The sequence below is a fragment of the Rhodocyclaceae bacterium genome (assembly GCA_020248265.1).
GTDB lineage: Bacteria > Pseudomonadota > Gammaproteobacteria > Burkholderiales > CAIKXV01 > CAIKXV01.
On sequence record JADCHX010000001.1, the window covers coordinates 92560 to 106070 of the forward strand.

The 13511-nt window shown below is 69.6% G+C and carries 18 protein-coding genes; 8 read left to right on the forward strand and 10 right to left on the reverse strand.

The window, feature by feature from the left end; all coding sequences use genetic code 11:
• From ING98_00460 to ING98_00480, 5 genes are all read right to left on the reverse strand, one after another.
• Positions 1 to 303, reverse strand: a complete 303-nt coding sequence (locus ING98_00460) for an RES family NAD+ phosphorylase (protein MCA3100324.1) — start codon at positions 301 to 303, stop codon at positions 1 to 3.
• Complete coding sequence (locus tag ING98_00465) at positions 254 to 430, reverse strand: hypothetical protein (GenBank protein MCA3100325.1); 177 nt, start codon at positions 428 to 430, stop codon at positions 254 to 256. Before ING98_00465 ends, ING98_00460 begins: the two co-directional genes overlap by 50 nt.
• Before the next feature lie 110 nt (positions 431 to 540).
• Positions 541 to 639, reverse strand: a complete 99-nt coding sequence (locus ING98_00470; GenBank protein ID MCA3100326.1) for a DUF2384 domain-containing protein — start codon at positions 637 to 639, stop codon at positions 541 to 543.
• Positions 636 to 1997: an MmgE/PrpD family protein gene (locus tag ING98_00475; protein ID MCA3100327.1), complete on the reverse strand. Its 1362-nt coding sequence runs from the start codon at positions 1995 to 1997 to the stop codon at positions 636 to 638. The genes ING98_00470 and ING98_00475 overlap by 4 nt, the downstream gene beginning before the upstream one ends.
• An 11-nt stretch (positions 1998 to 2008) precedes the next feature.
• On the reverse strand, positions 2009 to 2893 hold the full coding sequence (locus tag ING98_00480) for an amidohydrolase family protein (protein MCA3100328.1): 885 nt from the start codon (positions 2891 to 2893) through the stop codon (positions 2009 to 2011).
• A gap of 58 nt (positions 2894 to 2951) precedes the next feature.
• On the opposite strand from ING98_00480, the gene ING98_00485 reads away from it, so the two are divergent.
• Both ING98_00485 and ING98_00490 read left to right on the forward strand, forming a co-directional pair.
• Positions 2952 to 3356: a GFA family protein gene (locus tag ING98_00485; GenBank protein ID MCA3100329.1), complete on the forward strand. Its 405-nt coding sequence runs from the start codon at positions 2952 to 2954 to the stop codon at positions 3354 to 3356.
• 145 nt (positions 3357 to 3501) lie between these two features.
• Entirely contained in the window at positions 3502 to 4197 is a 696-nt protein-coding gene (locus ING98_00490) for an aspartate/glutamate racemase family protein (GenBank protein MCA3100330.1), read from the forward strand.
• Positions 4198 to 4301: 104 nt separating this feature from the next.
• Here the strand turns inward: ING98_00490 and ING98_00495 are convergent, their stop codons facing one another.
• The gene (locus ING98_00495; GenBank protein ID MCA3100331.1) at positions 4302 to 4676 is read right to left on the reverse strand and encodes a cupin domain-containing protein; all 375 of its coding nucleotides are present in this window, start codon (positions 4674 to 4676) and stop codon (positions 4302 to 4304) included.
• Between the two features lie 57 nt (positions 4677 to 4733).
• Positions 4734 to 5936: a CoA transferase gene (locus ING98_00500; GenBank protein ID MCA3100332.1), complete on the reverse strand. Its 1203-nt coding sequence runs from the start codon at positions 5934 to 5936 to the stop codon at positions 4734 to 4736.
• 65 nt (positions 5937 to 6001) lie between these two features.
• Here ING98_00500 and ING98_00505 point away from each other — a divergent pair, with 65 nt between their 5' ends.
• From ING98_00505 to ING98_00515, 3 genes are read left to right on the forward strand one after another with little or no spacing between them, the layout of a single operon-like run.
• Positions 6002 to 7066: a tripartite tricarboxylate transporter substrate binding protein gene (locus ING98_00505; protein ID MCA3100333.1), complete on the forward strand. Its 1065-nt coding sequence runs from the start codon at positions 6002 to 6004 to the stop codon at positions 7064 to 7066.
• A complete protein-coding gene (locus ING98_00510) occupies positions 7063 to 7581 on the forward strand; it encodes a MaoC family dehydratase N-terminal domain-containing protein (GenBank protein ID MCA3100334.1) in 519 nt (172 codons plus the stop codon). Before ING98_00505 ends, ING98_00510 begins: the two co-directional genes overlap by 4 nt.
• Before the next feature lie 11 nt (positions 7582 to 7592).
• Positions 7593 to 7988, forward strand: a complete 396-nt coding sequence (locus ING98_00515; protein ID MCA3100335.1) for a RidA family protein — start codon at positions 7593 to 7595, stop codon at positions 7986 to 7988.
• A 25-nt stretch (positions 7989 to 8013) separates the two neighbouring features.
• On the opposite strand, the gene ING98_00520 is transcribed toward ING98_00515, so the two are convergent.
• Both ING98_00520 and ING98_00525 read right to left on the reverse strand, forming a co-directional pair.
• On the reverse strand, positions 8014 to 9009 hold the full coding sequence (locus ING98_00520) for a tripartite tricarboxylate transporter substrate binding protein (GenBank protein ID MCA3100336.1): 996 nt from the start codon (positions 9007 to 9009) through the stop codon (positions 8014 to 8016).
• 39 nt (positions 9010 to 9048) lie between these two features.
• Positions 9049 to 10074, reverse strand: coding sequence for a tripartite tricarboxylate transporter substrate binding protein (locus tag ING98_00525; protein ID MCA3100337.1), 1026 nt, complete (start codon positions 10072 to 10074; stop codon positions 9049 to 9051).
• 31 nt (positions 10075 to 10105) lie between these two features.
• On the opposite strand from ING98_00525, the gene ING98_00530 reads away from it, so the two are divergent.
• From ING98_00530 to ING98_00540, 3 genes are all read left to right on the forward strand, one after another.
• The gene (locus ING98_00530) at positions 10106 to 10561 is read left to right on the forward strand and encodes a MaoC family dehydratase (protein MCA3100338.1); all 456 of its coding nucleotides are present in this window, start codon (positions 10106 to 10108) and stop codon (positions 10559 to 10561) included.
• Between the two features lie 14 nt (positions 10562 to 10575).
• On the forward strand, positions 10576 to 11787 hold the full coding sequence (locus ING98_00535; protein MCA3100339.1) for a hypothetical protein: 1212 nt from the start codon (positions 10576 to 10578) through the stop codon (positions 11785 to 11787).
• A 76-nt stretch (positions 11788 to 11863) separates the two neighbouring features.
• The gene (locus ING98_00540) at positions 11864 to 12673 is read left to right on the forward strand and encodes an alpha/beta fold hydrolase (GenBank protein ID MCA3100340.1); all 810 of its coding nucleotides are present in this window, start codon (positions 11864 to 11866) and stop codon (positions 12671 to 12673) included.
• Positions 12674 to 12694: 21 nt separating this feature from the next.
• On the opposite strand, the gene ING98_00545 is transcribed toward ING98_00540, so the two are convergent.
• On the reverse strand, positions 12695 to 13501 hold the full coding sequence (locus ING98_00545; protein ID MCA3100341.1) for an alpha/beta fold hydrolase: 807 nt from the start codon (positions 13499 to 13501) through the stop codon (positions 12695 to 12697).
• Positions 13502 to 13511 lie beyond the last annotated feature (10 nt).

A 13511-nucleotide genomic window follows, 5' to 3' on the forward strand; every position in this document is an offset into this window, starting at 1 on the left:
TCAGCCCCGCACGATTGCGACCTCGCCCGGCGTGAACCGCATCCACACCCGTCCGCGCACCCGTTCGACCACCATCCGCCGTGCAGCCACGTCCAGCCGGTAGGTCAGGAAGCTACGATCGCGCACACCGGACAGCCGTTCCGGCCGGAACACCGCCGCATTGGTTCCGCTGCAGCGGGCGGAGCCGACCAGCAGCCCGTTAGCGCCCTGCGCATGCAGGTAGCCGCCTGCGCGCTGGGTGAACGCATAGCTGTCACGGTCGACCAGCCCGGGATGGCGATCCTGCCGGCCGCGCAGGTCCACCAGCAGCGCAGCGCACGTTGAACACCCGCCGCTCGGTGACGATCGTGCGCTGCTCGCAGGCGAAGCTGTCCATCACGAAGCGGTACCAGTGCCAGGCAGTCTCGTACACCGTGGTCTCGAGTTCCAGCGCACCGTACCAGACGCCGAAATGCGAGCCGTCGGAAAACCGGGTCTGCTACCAGTGGCTGGAATCGAAGCTGTAGCTGATGACGGTGCCGTAGTCGAACGGACGGCTGATCACCGCGTCGGCGGGCGCCCGCCGAGCCGTGCGTTCGGCTGGCTCACCCAGCGGTAGACGAGGTCGCGGTCGTGCGGGAAGAGGATGCGCAGCGTCAAGCGTCGGCGCTACGTCCACCCGTGCGCAATGCATCCAGCAGCGGCGCCATGGACGGCCATTCCTCGCAGCGTTCGATGGCCGACTCCACCGCAGCCACGCCCGCGTCGGTCAACACAAGCCCTGCCAGCTCGCGGTACTTGGCGCGCACCGGCGCCTCGTCGAAGGCCTCGCCGACCCGGCGATCGTCCTCCACCGAGCACGTCTCGCGCCGGCCGTCCTTCAGCACCAGCGTCACCCGCGCCGGCTTCGACGCCGGCAGCCGGGCGGTCATTGCCTCGTCCTCGACCACGTGAACCCGGTGGCGCAGCGCGGTCAGTACCGGGTCGCGGACCGCGGCGTCGGTGAACGACGCATAGCCGAGGTGGCCATTGACCACCAGCGCTGCGGCGGCGTGCGGCAGCGAGTAGCGCGCCCCGAAATGCCCGGGCGGTTCCTGCACGCCCAGCCCGGCGGCGAAGTCGTAGGTCTCGACATCGATGCGTTCGATGTCCTCCGGGCGGGGCTTCAACCGCGCCAGCACGTCGGCCAGCGCATCGAGCGCCGGGTAGATCGGATTGCAGCAGGCACGCAGGCGGAACAGCACCTGCGCAATCTCCCAGCGCGTGCCCAGCCCGTCGAACACCGGTACCGGGTTGAAGCCGACCGACAGCAGCTCGGTCATCGTCTGCTCGATCGCATCGTCCTGCGCCGTGAAGCCGGCGAGCACGAGTTCCGGTGCGTTCACCGCCGCCATCGCCGACAGGCCGCCGACGGCATTGAGCGTGGTGGCTCCGGCGACCACGTTGCCGTAGCCGGCAGTGACCATCAGGTTGCCGCCGATGCGGATGGCGGTGCCGATGCCCGCCGCATCCAGCCCGCGCAGCCGCGCGCCGGCCGCGATCGCACCGAGCATCCCGGCCTGGCCCAGCGGATGCGCGAGCGGGCGGCGGGTGGTCGCGGCGCCGAGCCGGATCGCAACGTCGTAACCGGTGACCAGCGCCTCGAGCAGTTCGCGCCCGTTGCGACCGGCCCGCTCGGCCACCGCCAGCGCCCCCGGCACCACCTGGATCGCGGCCTGGCAGGACACCTTGCCATGCGTCTCGCACATCTCGATCGCGCGGCCCGCCACACCGTTCAGGAAGGCAACGCGGCCGGCGTCGTTAGCCGCCCAGCCGCGCGCGAGCACGGTGGCACCACTGCCGGCTCCAGACGACAGGCCGGCGCGCAGCCGGGCCACCTCGGGCTGTTCCGATCCGCCGAGGATCACCCCGATCGTGTCGAGCAGCACCAGTCGCGCCAGCCGCTGCACCCCGGCGGGGATATCGTCCCAGTGCGTTTCCGCCGCCATGCCGGCCAGCGCTTCGATCGCCTCGCTCATCGTCGTTTCCTTCAGTCGAAGCCGTAGAGCCGGCGTGGATTGTCGACGAGTATCCGGTGCCGTACCGCCTCGTCGGGCGCCCATTCACCCAGCATGTCGGCGAGGTCGCCGTCGTCGGGCATCTTCTCGCGCGCGCTTGGATGCGGCCAGTCGGACCCCCAGACCACGCGGTCGGGCGCGACCTCGATCATGCCGCGCGCAAACGGAACCAGGTCGGGATAGTGAGGTACCGCGTCGGAGACGAAGTAAGGTCCCATCAGCTTGGCCCATACGTTGTCGCGCGCGAGCAGGCGCAGCAGCGCGCGGTAGGCCGACGCCTGCATGCCTTCGGCGGTCGCGATGCGCGCGAAATGGTCGATCACGATGTCGATGTCGAGCGACTCCAGTGCCTGCTCGATCTGCGGCATCGTGCGCAGGTCGAGGTAGAACTGCAGGTGCCAGCCCAGCGGCTTGATGCGCTCGGCCAGGCGCGGTGCATCCTCGATGCGCAGCCCGGGCGTGGCCGAAGCAGTGTTGATGCGGATGCCGCGGAAGCCGAGGCCATGCAGGCGCTCGAGTTCGCGGTCGTCGATGTCGGCCGACACCACTGCCACCGCGCGCAGGTCGAAGGTGCGCGAGGCCAGCGCCTCCTCGATCAGCGTGTTGTCGGTGCCGTACACGCTGGGCTGCACCAGCACGCCGCGCTCGCAGCCCAGCGTGCGCAGCATCTTCACGTAAGCTGGCAGCGGCGTCTCGTGCGGCACGAAATGCGTCTTCGGCAGCAGCCGGTAGCGCGACTGCGGTCCGAACACATGGGCATGGCAGTCACAGGAACCGGGCGGGAACGCGCGCCTTGGCGGATGCGGGGTCGCCGCAGGCGGCGGGATGTCAGGCGTTCGTATCGTCGCGTCGGTCATCGCAGTCATTTCCGGGGTTACCCTTGCGACGGACGATATCACTCCGGGAGCTTCCCCCATGCATGTCGACGGCCAGTGCCATTGCGGCCACATCCGCTATGAAGCCCAAGCCGACCCGTCCCGGGTCGCGATCTGCCACTGCACCGACTGCCAGGTGCTCACGGGCTCGCCGTACCGCGTGTCGGTCGTGGTACCGGCATCCGACTTCCGGCTGCTCGCTGGCGAGCCGACCTTCTACGTGAAGATCGCCGAGAGCGGCAACCGGCGCGCGCATGCGTTCTGCCCGGTCTGCGGCACGCCGGTGTTCGCACGTCCGGACAGCGATGCGCCGCAGACCTTCACTCTGCGCGTCGGCGGCCTGGCGCAACGCGCGAGCCTGCCGCCGCAGCGGCGTATATGGTGCCGCTCGGCCGTCGACTGGTCGGTCGACATCGGCGCACTGCCGGGGTCGGCGCAGCAATGAAGCAGACCGCGGACACTGCCTGGCACGGCGTGGCGGCCGGCTCCTTGTTCCGTGCGCAGGCGGGCACCTGGCGATCGCGTCGTTCCACTGCGGTACGCTTTTCGGTAGATTGACGTACTCTGGAACCTCGCAGGGCAACCCCACCATGGCCGAACGCATCCTCGTCATCAACCCGAACAGCACGCATTCGGTCACCGAGCAGATGAGCGCAGCCGTATCCGCGATGCGCCTGCCGGGCGGCCCGCAGATCGTCTGCGAGACGCTGCGCGAAGGCCCGCCTGGCGTCGAGACGCAGGCACAGGTCGATGCGAGCACCGGGCTGCTGCTCGACTGGCTGGCTCAGCGTCCCGAGTTGGCCGCAAGCGATGCCATCATCATCGGCTGCTTCTCCGACCCCGGTCTGCATGCGCTGCGCGAGGTATACCGGCAGCCGGTGCTCGGCATCGGCGAATCGGGGTTCAACACCGCATCGGCGCTGGCCGAGCGCTTCGCATCGATCGCGATCGTATCGGGCTCCCTTACGCGCCATCGGCGCAAGATCCGGGCGCTGGGCTTCGAGCATCGCTACTGCGGCGGCCTCGCCGTCGAGATGGGCGTCGCCGCGCTGGCCGACGTGCAGCGTACCCGCGAGCGCCTGGAATCGGTAGGACGGCGGTTGCGCGACGAGATGGGTGCGCAGGCGATCGTTCTCGGCTGCGCCGGCTTCTCCGCTCATCGTGAAGGGCTGGAACAGGTCCTCGGCGTACCGGTGGTCGAACCGACGCAGTCGGCCGTAGCGCTGGCGCTCGGGCAGGTGCTGGCGCGGCGCATGCTGGCCGAGCCGAGCCGAGCCGCGGCCTGAAGAAGCGCCGTCTGGGCTATCGACGCGTTCGAGAAGACGGGCACCACGCGGACCCACCGCCCGGAGCGCATCGTCGTGCACCAGGGTCAGCGCCCGAATGGTCTTCAGGCCGGCCGGAAGCCGCCCTCTGCCGGCAGTGGCGGGCTGTAGATCACCACCACCTTCGCCGGTCCGTCAACGGCACGCGCGCCGTGCACGCACTTCGGCGGGATGCGGATCACGCTGCCCGGACCGCAACGCTGCGGCTGCAGACCGGGCTCGGAATGCTCCAGGAAGCCCTCGATCACCATCACGATCTGCCACGCGCTGTCATGCGAATGCGGATGTGCCGCACCGCCGGCTGCGACCTCGCCCAGCACCATCTCGAGCCCGGCGCCGAGGGAGGCCTCCACCAGCCGCCGGTTGACCGTGCCACCATGACCGGGCGGGGAGTAGGACGGCAGTGTGTCGGGGTGGACGATGCGCGGGGGCTGTTCCATAGAGGGTCTCCTGGAGGGTCGTTCCGTGCGGCCCGGCCATGGCCGGCCGCAGGGGTCTCAGGCGAGCGTGCGTGCGCCGCCAGAAGCAAGCAGCGCAGCGATGCTTGCCTCGTCGTAGCCCGCTTCGCGCAGCAGCACGCAGGTGTGCTCGCCCAGTCGCGGTGCGTTCATCGGATGCCGTGCCGCTACGCCGTCGAAGAAGCCGGGCGAGGACAGGTGCTTCACCGGTCCGATGCCGGCGAACTCGCGCGTTTCGACCGCGCCGCTGCGTTCCAGCTGCACGTCGCCGGCTACGTCGGCCAGCGACACCACCGGCATCGCCGGCATGTTCAGCTCGCGAGCGAGCGTGATCCACTCGGCGACGGTGCGGGTATGCGCGACCGACTCGACCACATCGTACAGCTCGTGGAAGCGGGTGCCGCGTACCGCCGGATCGGTGACGCGCGGATCGGTCGCCATGTCGGGGCGCCCCACGGCGGTGAAGAAGCGTGCCCACTGCTCGTTGCTGTAGGGCGTCATCGACACATGGCCGTCCTTCGCGCGGTAGATGCGGCGGCCCTCGCGCGTCACGCGGGTGTAGCCGACGCTGCCCTGCGGCGAGAAGGTCGCACCCTGCAGGTGCTCGACCAGGCAGAACGAGGCGAGCGTCTCGTACATCGGGACATCGACAGTGCCGCCCTGCCCGGTGGTGCGCTGGCGCACCAGCGCGGCGAGCATCGCAGAGGCGAGCGCGAGGCCGGCAACCTTGTCGGCGATGAGGCTCGGCACCAGCCTCGGCGTGCCGTCGGCATCGGCGTTCAGTTCCGACAGTCCCACCGCGCACTGGATCACGTCGTCGATCGCCGGTGCATCGGCCAGTTCGTGCGCCTCGGCGAACCCGGTCGCCGCGCAGTACAGTAACCGTGGATTGAGTGCGGCACAGGCCTGCGCCGAGAAACCCAGCCGGGCCATCGGCTTGCGCCGGACGTTGTGCACCAGCAGATCGGCACCGCGGATCAGTGCTTCGAGCGCGGCCTTGCCGTCGGGCTTGCGAATGTCGAGCACGATCGACCGCTTGCCTCGGTTCAGATTCACGAACACCGGTCCCATGCCCCGCTCGGGCGCATGGCCGGCATAGCGCATGATGTCGCCCTCGGGCACCTCGACCTTCACTACGTCGGCACCGTAGTCGGCCAGGATCTGCGTCGAGTACGGGCCGAACACGACCGAGGTCAGGTCGATCACCCGTACCCCGTCGAGCATCTTCGCTGCTGCTGTCATTGCCGATCCGGGATCAGTCGTTATGCAGGCCGTGATGGTACCTCAGCACATCGCGGATCCCGCCGATGCTGCACAGACTGCGCAGGGCCGCCGGCGTATCATCTGCGCTCTTCGCCAAGGATGAATCGATCGTGATCCGTTCCGACCCCGCCCGCCGTGCCGCGCTTGCAGCGGCCTTCGCGGCTGCGCTCTTGCCCGCCCCGGTATTGGCGCAGAACACCGACGCAGCCGCTTTCCCGTCGCGGCCGATCCGCATGGTCGTGCCGTACGTGCCCGGCGGCCTGCCCGACACCCTCGGCCGCATCGTCGCGCAACGCCTCGGCGATGCCTTCAAGCGTCCGGTGCTGGTCGACAACCGGCCAGGCGCCGGCGGCATCATCGGCACCGAACTGGTCGCGCGCGCGTTGCCCGACGGCTACACGCTGCTGGTGGCTGACCTCGGACAGACCGCGATCACCCCGGCGATGACGCCGAAGCTGCCCTACGACATCCGGCGCGACTTCGCACCGGTAAGCCTGCTCGGCACCTCGCCGTTCTTCCTGGCTGTGAACGGCAGCACCGGCATCTCGACGCTCAAGGAGTTCGTCGCCTACGCACGCGCGCGCAGCGGAAGCGCGTCGTACGGCTCCTCCGGCGTGGGCAGCCCGCACCACCTGGCGATGGAGATGCTGCGCCTGCGGCTGGGCATCGAGCTGGTGCACGTGCCGTACAAGGGCAGCGGCCAGTCGACGCCGGCGATCGTCTCGGGCGAGGTGCCGGCGCTGTTCACGGTGCTGCCGACGGTATCGGCCCATGTGAAGTCGGGCACCATCAGGCTGCTCGGCGTGGCGAGCGCCACGCGCAGCGCGCAGGCGCCCGACGTGCCGACGTTCGCCGAACTCGGGGTCAAGGACTTCGTGCTGCTGCCTTCGGTCAGCGTGCTCGCGCCGTCCGGTACGCCGGGCCCGGTGATCGAGCGGCTGGCCGCCGAGATCGGCAAGGCGATCAGGCATCCGGACTCGATGCAGAAGCTCGCGGCAATGGGCATCGACCCCGTCGGCAGCACGCCGGCCGAGTATGCGAAGCAGCTGCGTGCCGACATCGAGCTGTTCGTGCAGGCGGTACGCGCCTCGGGCGTGAAGGCGGAATGACCGGCCCGGCATCCGGCAGCGGCGCGCACACCGGGGACGCGACCGGAGACGGCCAGCTCTACTTCGAGGATTTCGCGCCCGGCCAGTGCTGGCCCGGACAGCAGCGCCGCCTCGACGCCGCCGCGTTCCGCGCCTTCGCTGCCCTCACCGGCGATGCCCACCCGATCCACTACGACGCCGACTATGCACGCGGCACCCGCTTCGGCGCACCGGTCGCGCACGGGCTGCTGGTGACGGCGATCGGCGCGCTGGGCGCCACTGCACTGTCGCCGCGGCTGGAATCGTCGATGGTCGCCTTCCTGGAACAGGGGATGCGCTTCCTCGCCCCGGTGCTCGAGGGCGACACCATCCGCACCGCGTTCGAGGTGGAGAGTACCCGGCCCTCGCGCGACGGCAGCCGCGGCGTGGTGCGCTTCATCGTGCGCGTGAGCAATGCGGCCGGCATGCCGGTCGCCGAAGGCTTCCACGCATACCTGATTTCCGGTCGGCCGCAGCCCCGACCAGCCACATCGTAAAGGAGCACACCATGGCCAAGCCCTTCACCGCAGTCACCCCGCCCGGCGGCTGGAACGAGCGCTATACGTTCTCGGCGGGCGTGCGCGCCGGCAACCTGCTGTTCATCTCGGGCATGACCGCCGCCAACGAGCAGGGCGAACTGGTCGGCGAGGGCGACATCGTGCGGCAGACCGAGTACATCTTCGAGAAGATGGGCCGCGTGCTGGAGGCTGCGGGCGCTTCCTTCGCCAACGTGGTCGAGACCACCGAGTACTTCCTGACGCTCGACGGCTATGCGAAGACCGCCGGCGTGCGCAGGAAGGTATTCGGCGAGGCGCCCTGGCCGGCGGCAACCGGCGTACTGGTTGCCGGGCTGATCCGCCCCGGTGCACTGATCGAGATAAAGGCGACCGCGCTGCTCTCCTGAGCCGAGACCGGTACGGGCCCGTCGTTCAGTTGATGCCGGCGCCCGAGGCGCGCACCACCTTCTCCCATTTCACCAGTTCGCTGCGGATCAGCGCGCCCAGCTGCTCCGGCGTACCGGGTGCCGGTTCGTCGATGCCCTGCCCGGCCAGCTGGGTACGCACCTCCGGGTCGGCAAGCACCTTGCGCAGCTCGGCGTTCAGCCGGTCGATGACCGGCCGCGGCGTACCGCCGGTAGCGGCCAGTCCGTACCAGGTAGTGGCGACGAAGCCGGGCACGCCCGCCTCCTGCACCGTCGGCAGGTCGGGCGCTGCGGCGCTGCGTTTCGCGCTGGTCACCGCGAGTGCGCGTACCTTGCCGGCACGTGCGATCGGCAACAGGGTGCCGATGCTGCTGATGACGATCTGCACCTCGCCCGACATCAGCGCCGTCAGCGCCGGCGGCGCGCCCTTGAACGGCACGCGGACGGTCTGGATGCCGGCAAGGGTGTTCAGCAGCTCCGTCGCCAGGTGGGTCGGGCTGGACGTGGCGCCGTAGAACAGGCCACCCTTCTTCGCGCGTGCCAGCGCGAGAAGCTCCTGCATCGTGTTCGCCGGCAACCCGTTATGCACCGCGACGATGTTCGGCGATTCGCCGATCAGGCTGATCGGCGCGAAGTCCTTGATCGGGTCGAACGATACCTTGCCGTAGAGCGGCGGATTGATCGCCACGCCCGGCTGAATCAGCAGGAGCGTGTGGCCATCCGGGCTGGCCCGCGCGACCACTTCCATCGCGATGTTCGCATCCGCGCCCGGCCGGTTCTCGACGATGACCGGCTGGCCCAGCGGCACCGCCAGGCGTGGTGCCACGATGCGCGCGACCAGGTCGACCGGACCGCCGGCTGTGAAGCCGACGACGATGCGCAGCGGCCGCGAAGGCCAGGCCGGGGCCTGAGCCTGCACCGGCAGGCTCGACAGCAGGAAGGGCACCGCGGAAAGGACGGCGAGGGCCGGAAGGGCGGCCAGTGTCTTGCGTCGGGTCTGCATCGACTCATCCATCGGATTACGTTGAAGGGCGTACGGCGTTCAGTCGGGACGGATGCCCACGCGCGGGATCACCTCTCGCCATTGCGCGATCTCGGCATGCACGCGCTTCGTGAAGGCCGCCGGGGGTACCAGCAGCGAGCGTGCGCCCTGTGCGGCGAACAGCTCGCGCAGCCGCGGCCGGTTCGCCGCACGGACGATCTCGCCATGCAGACGGTCGAGCCGGTCGGCAGGCAGCCCCGCCGGGCCGATGATGCCGAACCAGATCGGCATGTCGTAGTCACCGAAGCCGGACTCGGCGAAGGTCGGCACCTCGGGCAGCAGCGGGTTACGCTCTTTGCCGGTGACCGCCAGCGCGCGCATCCGCCCCGACTGGATCGGACCGGCGGCGCTGGCGATGCTCGAAGTACCGACGTCGACGCGCCCGGCGACGATCTCGGCGATCGAACCGGCCACGCCCTTGAACGGCACGTGCACCATCTTCAGCTTGTTGCGGTCGATGAACAGCTCGGCGGCCAGGTGCGAGGAGGTGCCGTTGCCGCCGGTGGCGAAGGTGACCTCGCCCGGCCGGTTGCGCGCGAGCTGCACCAGGTCCTTCGGGCTGCGCGCCGGGAACTCGAGCCGGCTGAACCAGACGGTCGGGGCCTCGGCGATCAGCGTGACCGGCTGGAAATCGCGCACCGGGTCGTAGGTCATCTGCTTGCCGTACAGCGCCGGCGCGATGGAAAACGAGTTCTCGGTCATCAGCAGCGTGTAGCCGTCGGGCGATGACTTGGCGACGGTGGCCGCACCGATGGTGGTGCCGGCACCGGCCCGGTTCTCGACCAGCACCGACTGGCCGAGCGATTCGCCCATGTCCGCGGCCAGCCCGCGCGCGACCACGTCGGTGAACGACCCGGGCACCACCGGCACCACGATGCGCATCGGCTTCACCGGCCACTGCGCCTGGGCAGCGGCCTGCGGCATGAGGACCACTGCCACGGCAGCAAGGCCTGCGGCAGCCACCAGGGCGCGCAGGCCGCTGCAAGGGACGATCGACGGCGCGCCGCCGGCATACAATCGGGTCAAGGTCTTCCCTGCCTCTCGAACTGTGATCACGATGACATCCTACTACGAAGACTTTGCCGTCGGCGCCCGCTACCCCACCTACAGCCGCACGGTGACCGAAGGCGACCACTCCCTGTTCTGCGCGCTGGTCGGCTACCACGTGCCGTTGTTCATCGACGAAGAGTTCGCGAAGAAGACGCCCTATGGCGGCCGCATCTGCCCGAGCCACCTGATCATGTCGTTCTCCACCGGCATGACCGAGAGCTTGTTCCGCACCTCGGTGGTCGGCCTGCTGGCGCTCGATGGCGGCCGGTTCTTCGCGCCGGTGCGCATCGGCGACACCATCCGCACCGACGTCGAGGTCCTGTCCAAGCGCGAGACTTCGAAGCCCGACCGCGGCCTGGTCGTGTTCCGCGACCTGGTCTACAACCAGCGCGACGAGCTGGTGTTCCAGATGGACAAGACCGTGCTGATGCGCACCCGCGCCAGCCTGCCGCCCGCGGCCTGATACGGAGAGTACCCATGGCAACGCATGCAACCGGCACGATCGACGCCTTCGGCGACCCGCTCTCCTTCCGCGCCCGGCAGGGCACCGCACGGCCGGCGGTCGTGCGCAATGTCGCCGGCCATGACGTGTTCACGGTCGAGGCGCGCCAGATGGCGCACCACCAGAAGGAAGCCGTGGTCACCGAGGGCGATGCCGGCAGCGCCTGGCGCATCACCAGCGACGAAGGGCGGCACCTGTCCGGCACCGACCTGGCCCCTTTCCCGCTCGGCGTGTTCAATGCGGGCCTGCATGGCGACCTTTACAACCGGCTGCTGGCCTCGGCACCGGTGGCCGGCATCGACATCGACGACCTGCGCATCCACCTCGACAACCGCTACAGCCTGACCGGCTCGTTCGTGCGCGGCGATGCGGTCGGCCAGGCGGAGCCGACACGGGTCACGGTCCAGGTGAAGTCGCCCGCCGCGACCGCCGCGGTGCGCGCCTGGGTCGAGGCTGCGGTCGTCGCCTCGCCCGCGATGGCCGCACTGAGCACCCCGCTCGAGAACACCTTCGCGATCTACGTGAACGGACGCCGGCGCAGCGTCACTGCGCTGCCCGCTTCCACGGCGCCGGATGCGCAGGATCCCTACCAGGTCCATGCGCGCCCGCCGCGGCCAGCGCCCGGCCCGGACCCGCTGCAGCCGCTGATCCTGCGCACCGGTGAACAGCGCCCCGGCGTGTCGCAACCGGCGCAGGCCTCGCCGACCGGACGCGTGCTGCGCCTGATCGTCGGCGACAGCCACCTGCTCGACCCCGCCGGTGTCACCAGCACCGACACCTGGCTCGAGCTTCCCGCAGCCAGCCATTTCGCGCTGCGCACCGACGAGCGGCCCGGCACCGGCAGCGCCGGCGACCAGGGGCCGTGCGGGCTGTCGCTGCTGTCGGCCGGCATCGTCTTCTGCTACATGACCCAGCTCTCGCGCTACATCGAGAACATGAAGCTGGACATCAGCGGCGTGCGCGTCGTGCAGTACACGCCGTTCGCCCTGGAGGGCAGCCTGGCCGCCGGCACCCTCGCGGGACGGGCGCTGCCGGTGGACACCCACCTGTTCCTCAACGGCGGTGCCGCAGACGAAGTGTTCGAGCGGCTGCAGAAGATCGCCGCCATCACCTGCTACCTGCATGCGACGCTCGCCGCGCCGCTGCCGCCGGAAGTGGCCGTCGAGCACGAGGGCACGGCACGCTGACCATCAGCGATCGCTGCCCCGCCGCCGACCCTTCCACGATCGCGTATCGCCCCACCATCCTTCACGGGAGACCGCCATGCCCCATGTGATAGCCGACGACGGCATCAAGCTCGCCTACCAGGTCGACGACTTCAGCGACCCGTGGCTGCCGGACGACCCGCTGCTGCTGCTGCATGCGGCGATCGGCAGTTCGAAGCGCTGGTACTCGATGGTGCCGGCGCTGTCGCGCCACCACCGGATCATCCGCATGGACCTGCGCGGGCACGGCGCCTCCGACGTGCCTGACCCGTCCTCGCCGTTCTCGCTGGCGCGGCTGGCGAAGGACACGCTGGCGCTGATGGATGAACTCGGGCTGGGCAAGGTGCACATCCTCGGCAACTCGGCTGGCGGCTACGTGGGCCAGCGGCTCGCGATCGACAACCCCGAGCGGGTGAAGAGCCTGGTGCTCTACGGTTCGACGCCCGGACTGACCCGCAGCCAGGTCAGCACCTGGGTGCCTCACATGGGCGCGATCGGCATCCGCCCGTTCCTGGCCGAGACGATCTCGGACCGCTTCCCGGTGGACGCGGTCGATCCGCGCTTCGTCGAGTGGTTCCTCGACGAGGCGGCGAACAACGACCTCGCGTTCATCCAGCGCTTCGTCGGCCACATGTCGACGGTGGACATGATGGAGGAGATCCGCGCGATCCGCTGCCCGGTGCTGATGATCGCGCCCGGCGCCGAGCCGGTCGGGCATGCCTCGACCTACGAGGACATGAAGGTGCGCATCCCCGACAACGAACTGGTGTACTACGACGGCGCGCGCCACAACATCTGCGACTACCTGCCGGACCGCTGCGCAGCCGACACGCTCGCCTGGCTGCAGCGGCGGTTCCCGCGCGGCTGAGGCTCGGCCGCGCGGTACGGATCAGGCCGCGTGCTTCAGCAGGAAGCGCTTCAGCTCTTCCGCACAGCGATCGGGCACTGCATCGGTGATGTTGTGCGGCAGGCCGTCGTAGACCACGAACTCGCAGCCAGCAACCCGCTCGGCGATCGGCCGGTACTCGTCGGCCGGATGCAGCGGATCGGCACCTGGCACCACCACCAGCATCGGACAGGCGATCTTCGGCAGATCGTCCTGCAGGTCGACGGTGGCCATCATCGGCACGAAGCGCGCGAGCACCTCGACCGGCGTGCGCGCCGATTCGGCGATGAACCAGTCGACGAAGCCCGGCTTGGCGGTCGCCAGGTCGACCCGGTCGGCGATCGTCTCGCGCAGGAAGGTGGCCACGCCCTTGGCGCCGATGCGCGCCACCCAGCCGGCGTAGTCGGTCGCGACCTTCTTCATGCCAGGTACCGATGCGAAGCTCGCCAGCGTGCGCACCCGCGACGGGTGATGGATGGCCAGCCCCTGCGAGACGATACCGCCGGCGGATGACCCCGCGACATGCGCCTTGTCCACGCCCAGGTGGTCGAGCAGTTCCACCACGTCCTGCATCAGCCGCGGGAACGACAGCTGGTCGGGACCGGGGATGCCGGTTTCGCCATGCCCGCGCTGGTCGATCCGCACCACCCGGAAGTGCCGGGCGAGGTGTGGCACCCAGGCATGGAAGCGGCGCGAGCTTCCCATGGCAGCATGGACCAGCAGCAGCGTCTCGGCCTTGCGCCAGGGATCGGTGTAGTCATCGACGACGTAGCGCAGTTCGAGGCCATCGCTGGCGACCAGGGTTTGCATGTCCGTTCCT

What these genes read in the sequence shown, in the direction of transcription:
- ING98_00540 (MCA3100340.1), top strand. Translation starts at nt 11,864, where the DNA reads ATGCCCCATGTGATAGCCGACGACGGCATCAAGCTCGCCTACCAGGTC.
- ING98_00490 (MCA3100330.1), top strand. Translation starts at nt 3,502, where the DNA reads ATGGCCGAACGCATCCTCGTCATCAACCCGAACAGCACGCATTCGGTC.
- ING98_00505 (MCA3100333.1), top strand. Translation starts at nt 6,002, where the DNA reads ATGCTGCACAGACTGCGCAGGGCCGCCGGCGTATCATCTGCGCTCTTC.
- ING98_00515 (MCA3100335.1), top strand. Translation starts at nt 7,593, where the DNA reads ATGGCCAAGCCCTTCACCGCAGTCACCCCGCCCGGCGGCTGGAACGAG.
- ING98_00530 (MCA3100338.1), top strand. Translation starts at nt 10,106, where the DNA reads ATGACATCCTACTACGAAGACTTTGCCGTCGGCGCCCGCTACCCCACC.
- ING98_00500 (MCA3100332.1), bottom strand. Translation starts at nt 5,936, where the DNA reads ATGACAGCAGCAGCGAAGATGCTCGACGGGGTACGGGTGATCGACCTG.
- ING98_00535 (MCA3100339.1), top strand. Translation starts at nt 10,576, where the DNA reads ATGGCAACGCATGCAACCGGCACGATCGACGCCTTCGGCGACCCGCTC.
- ING98_00475 (MCA3100327.1), bottom strand. Translation starts at nt 1,997, where the DNA reads ATGAGCGAGGCGATCGAAGCGCTGGCCGGCATGGCGGCGGAAACGCAC.
- ING98_00480 (MCA3100328.1), bottom strand. Translation starts at nt 2,893, where the DNA reads ATGACCGACGCGACGATACGAACGCCTGACATCCCGCCGCCTGCGGCG.
- ING98_00545 (MCA3100341.1), bottom strand. Translation starts at nt 13,501, where the DNA reads ATGCAAACCCTGGTCGCCAGCGATGGCCTCGAACTGCGCTACGTCGTC.
- ING98_00510 (MCA3100334.1), top strand. Translation starts at nt 7,063, where the DNA reads ATGACCGGCCCGGCATCCGGCAGCGGCGCGCACACCGGGGACGCGACC.
- ING98_00520 (MCA3100336.1), bottom strand. Translation starts at nt 9,009, where the DNA reads ATGCAGACCCGACGCAAGACACTGGCCGCCCTTCCGGCCCTCGCCGTC.
- ING98_00495 (MCA3100331.1), bottom strand. Translation starts at nt 4,676, where the DNA reads ATGGAACAGCCCCCGCGCATCGTCCACCCCGACACACTGCCGTCCTAC.
- ING98_00485 (MCA3100329.1), top strand. Translation starts at nt 2,952, where the DNA reads ATGCATGTCGACGGCCAGTGCCATTGCGGCCACATCCGCTATGAAGCC.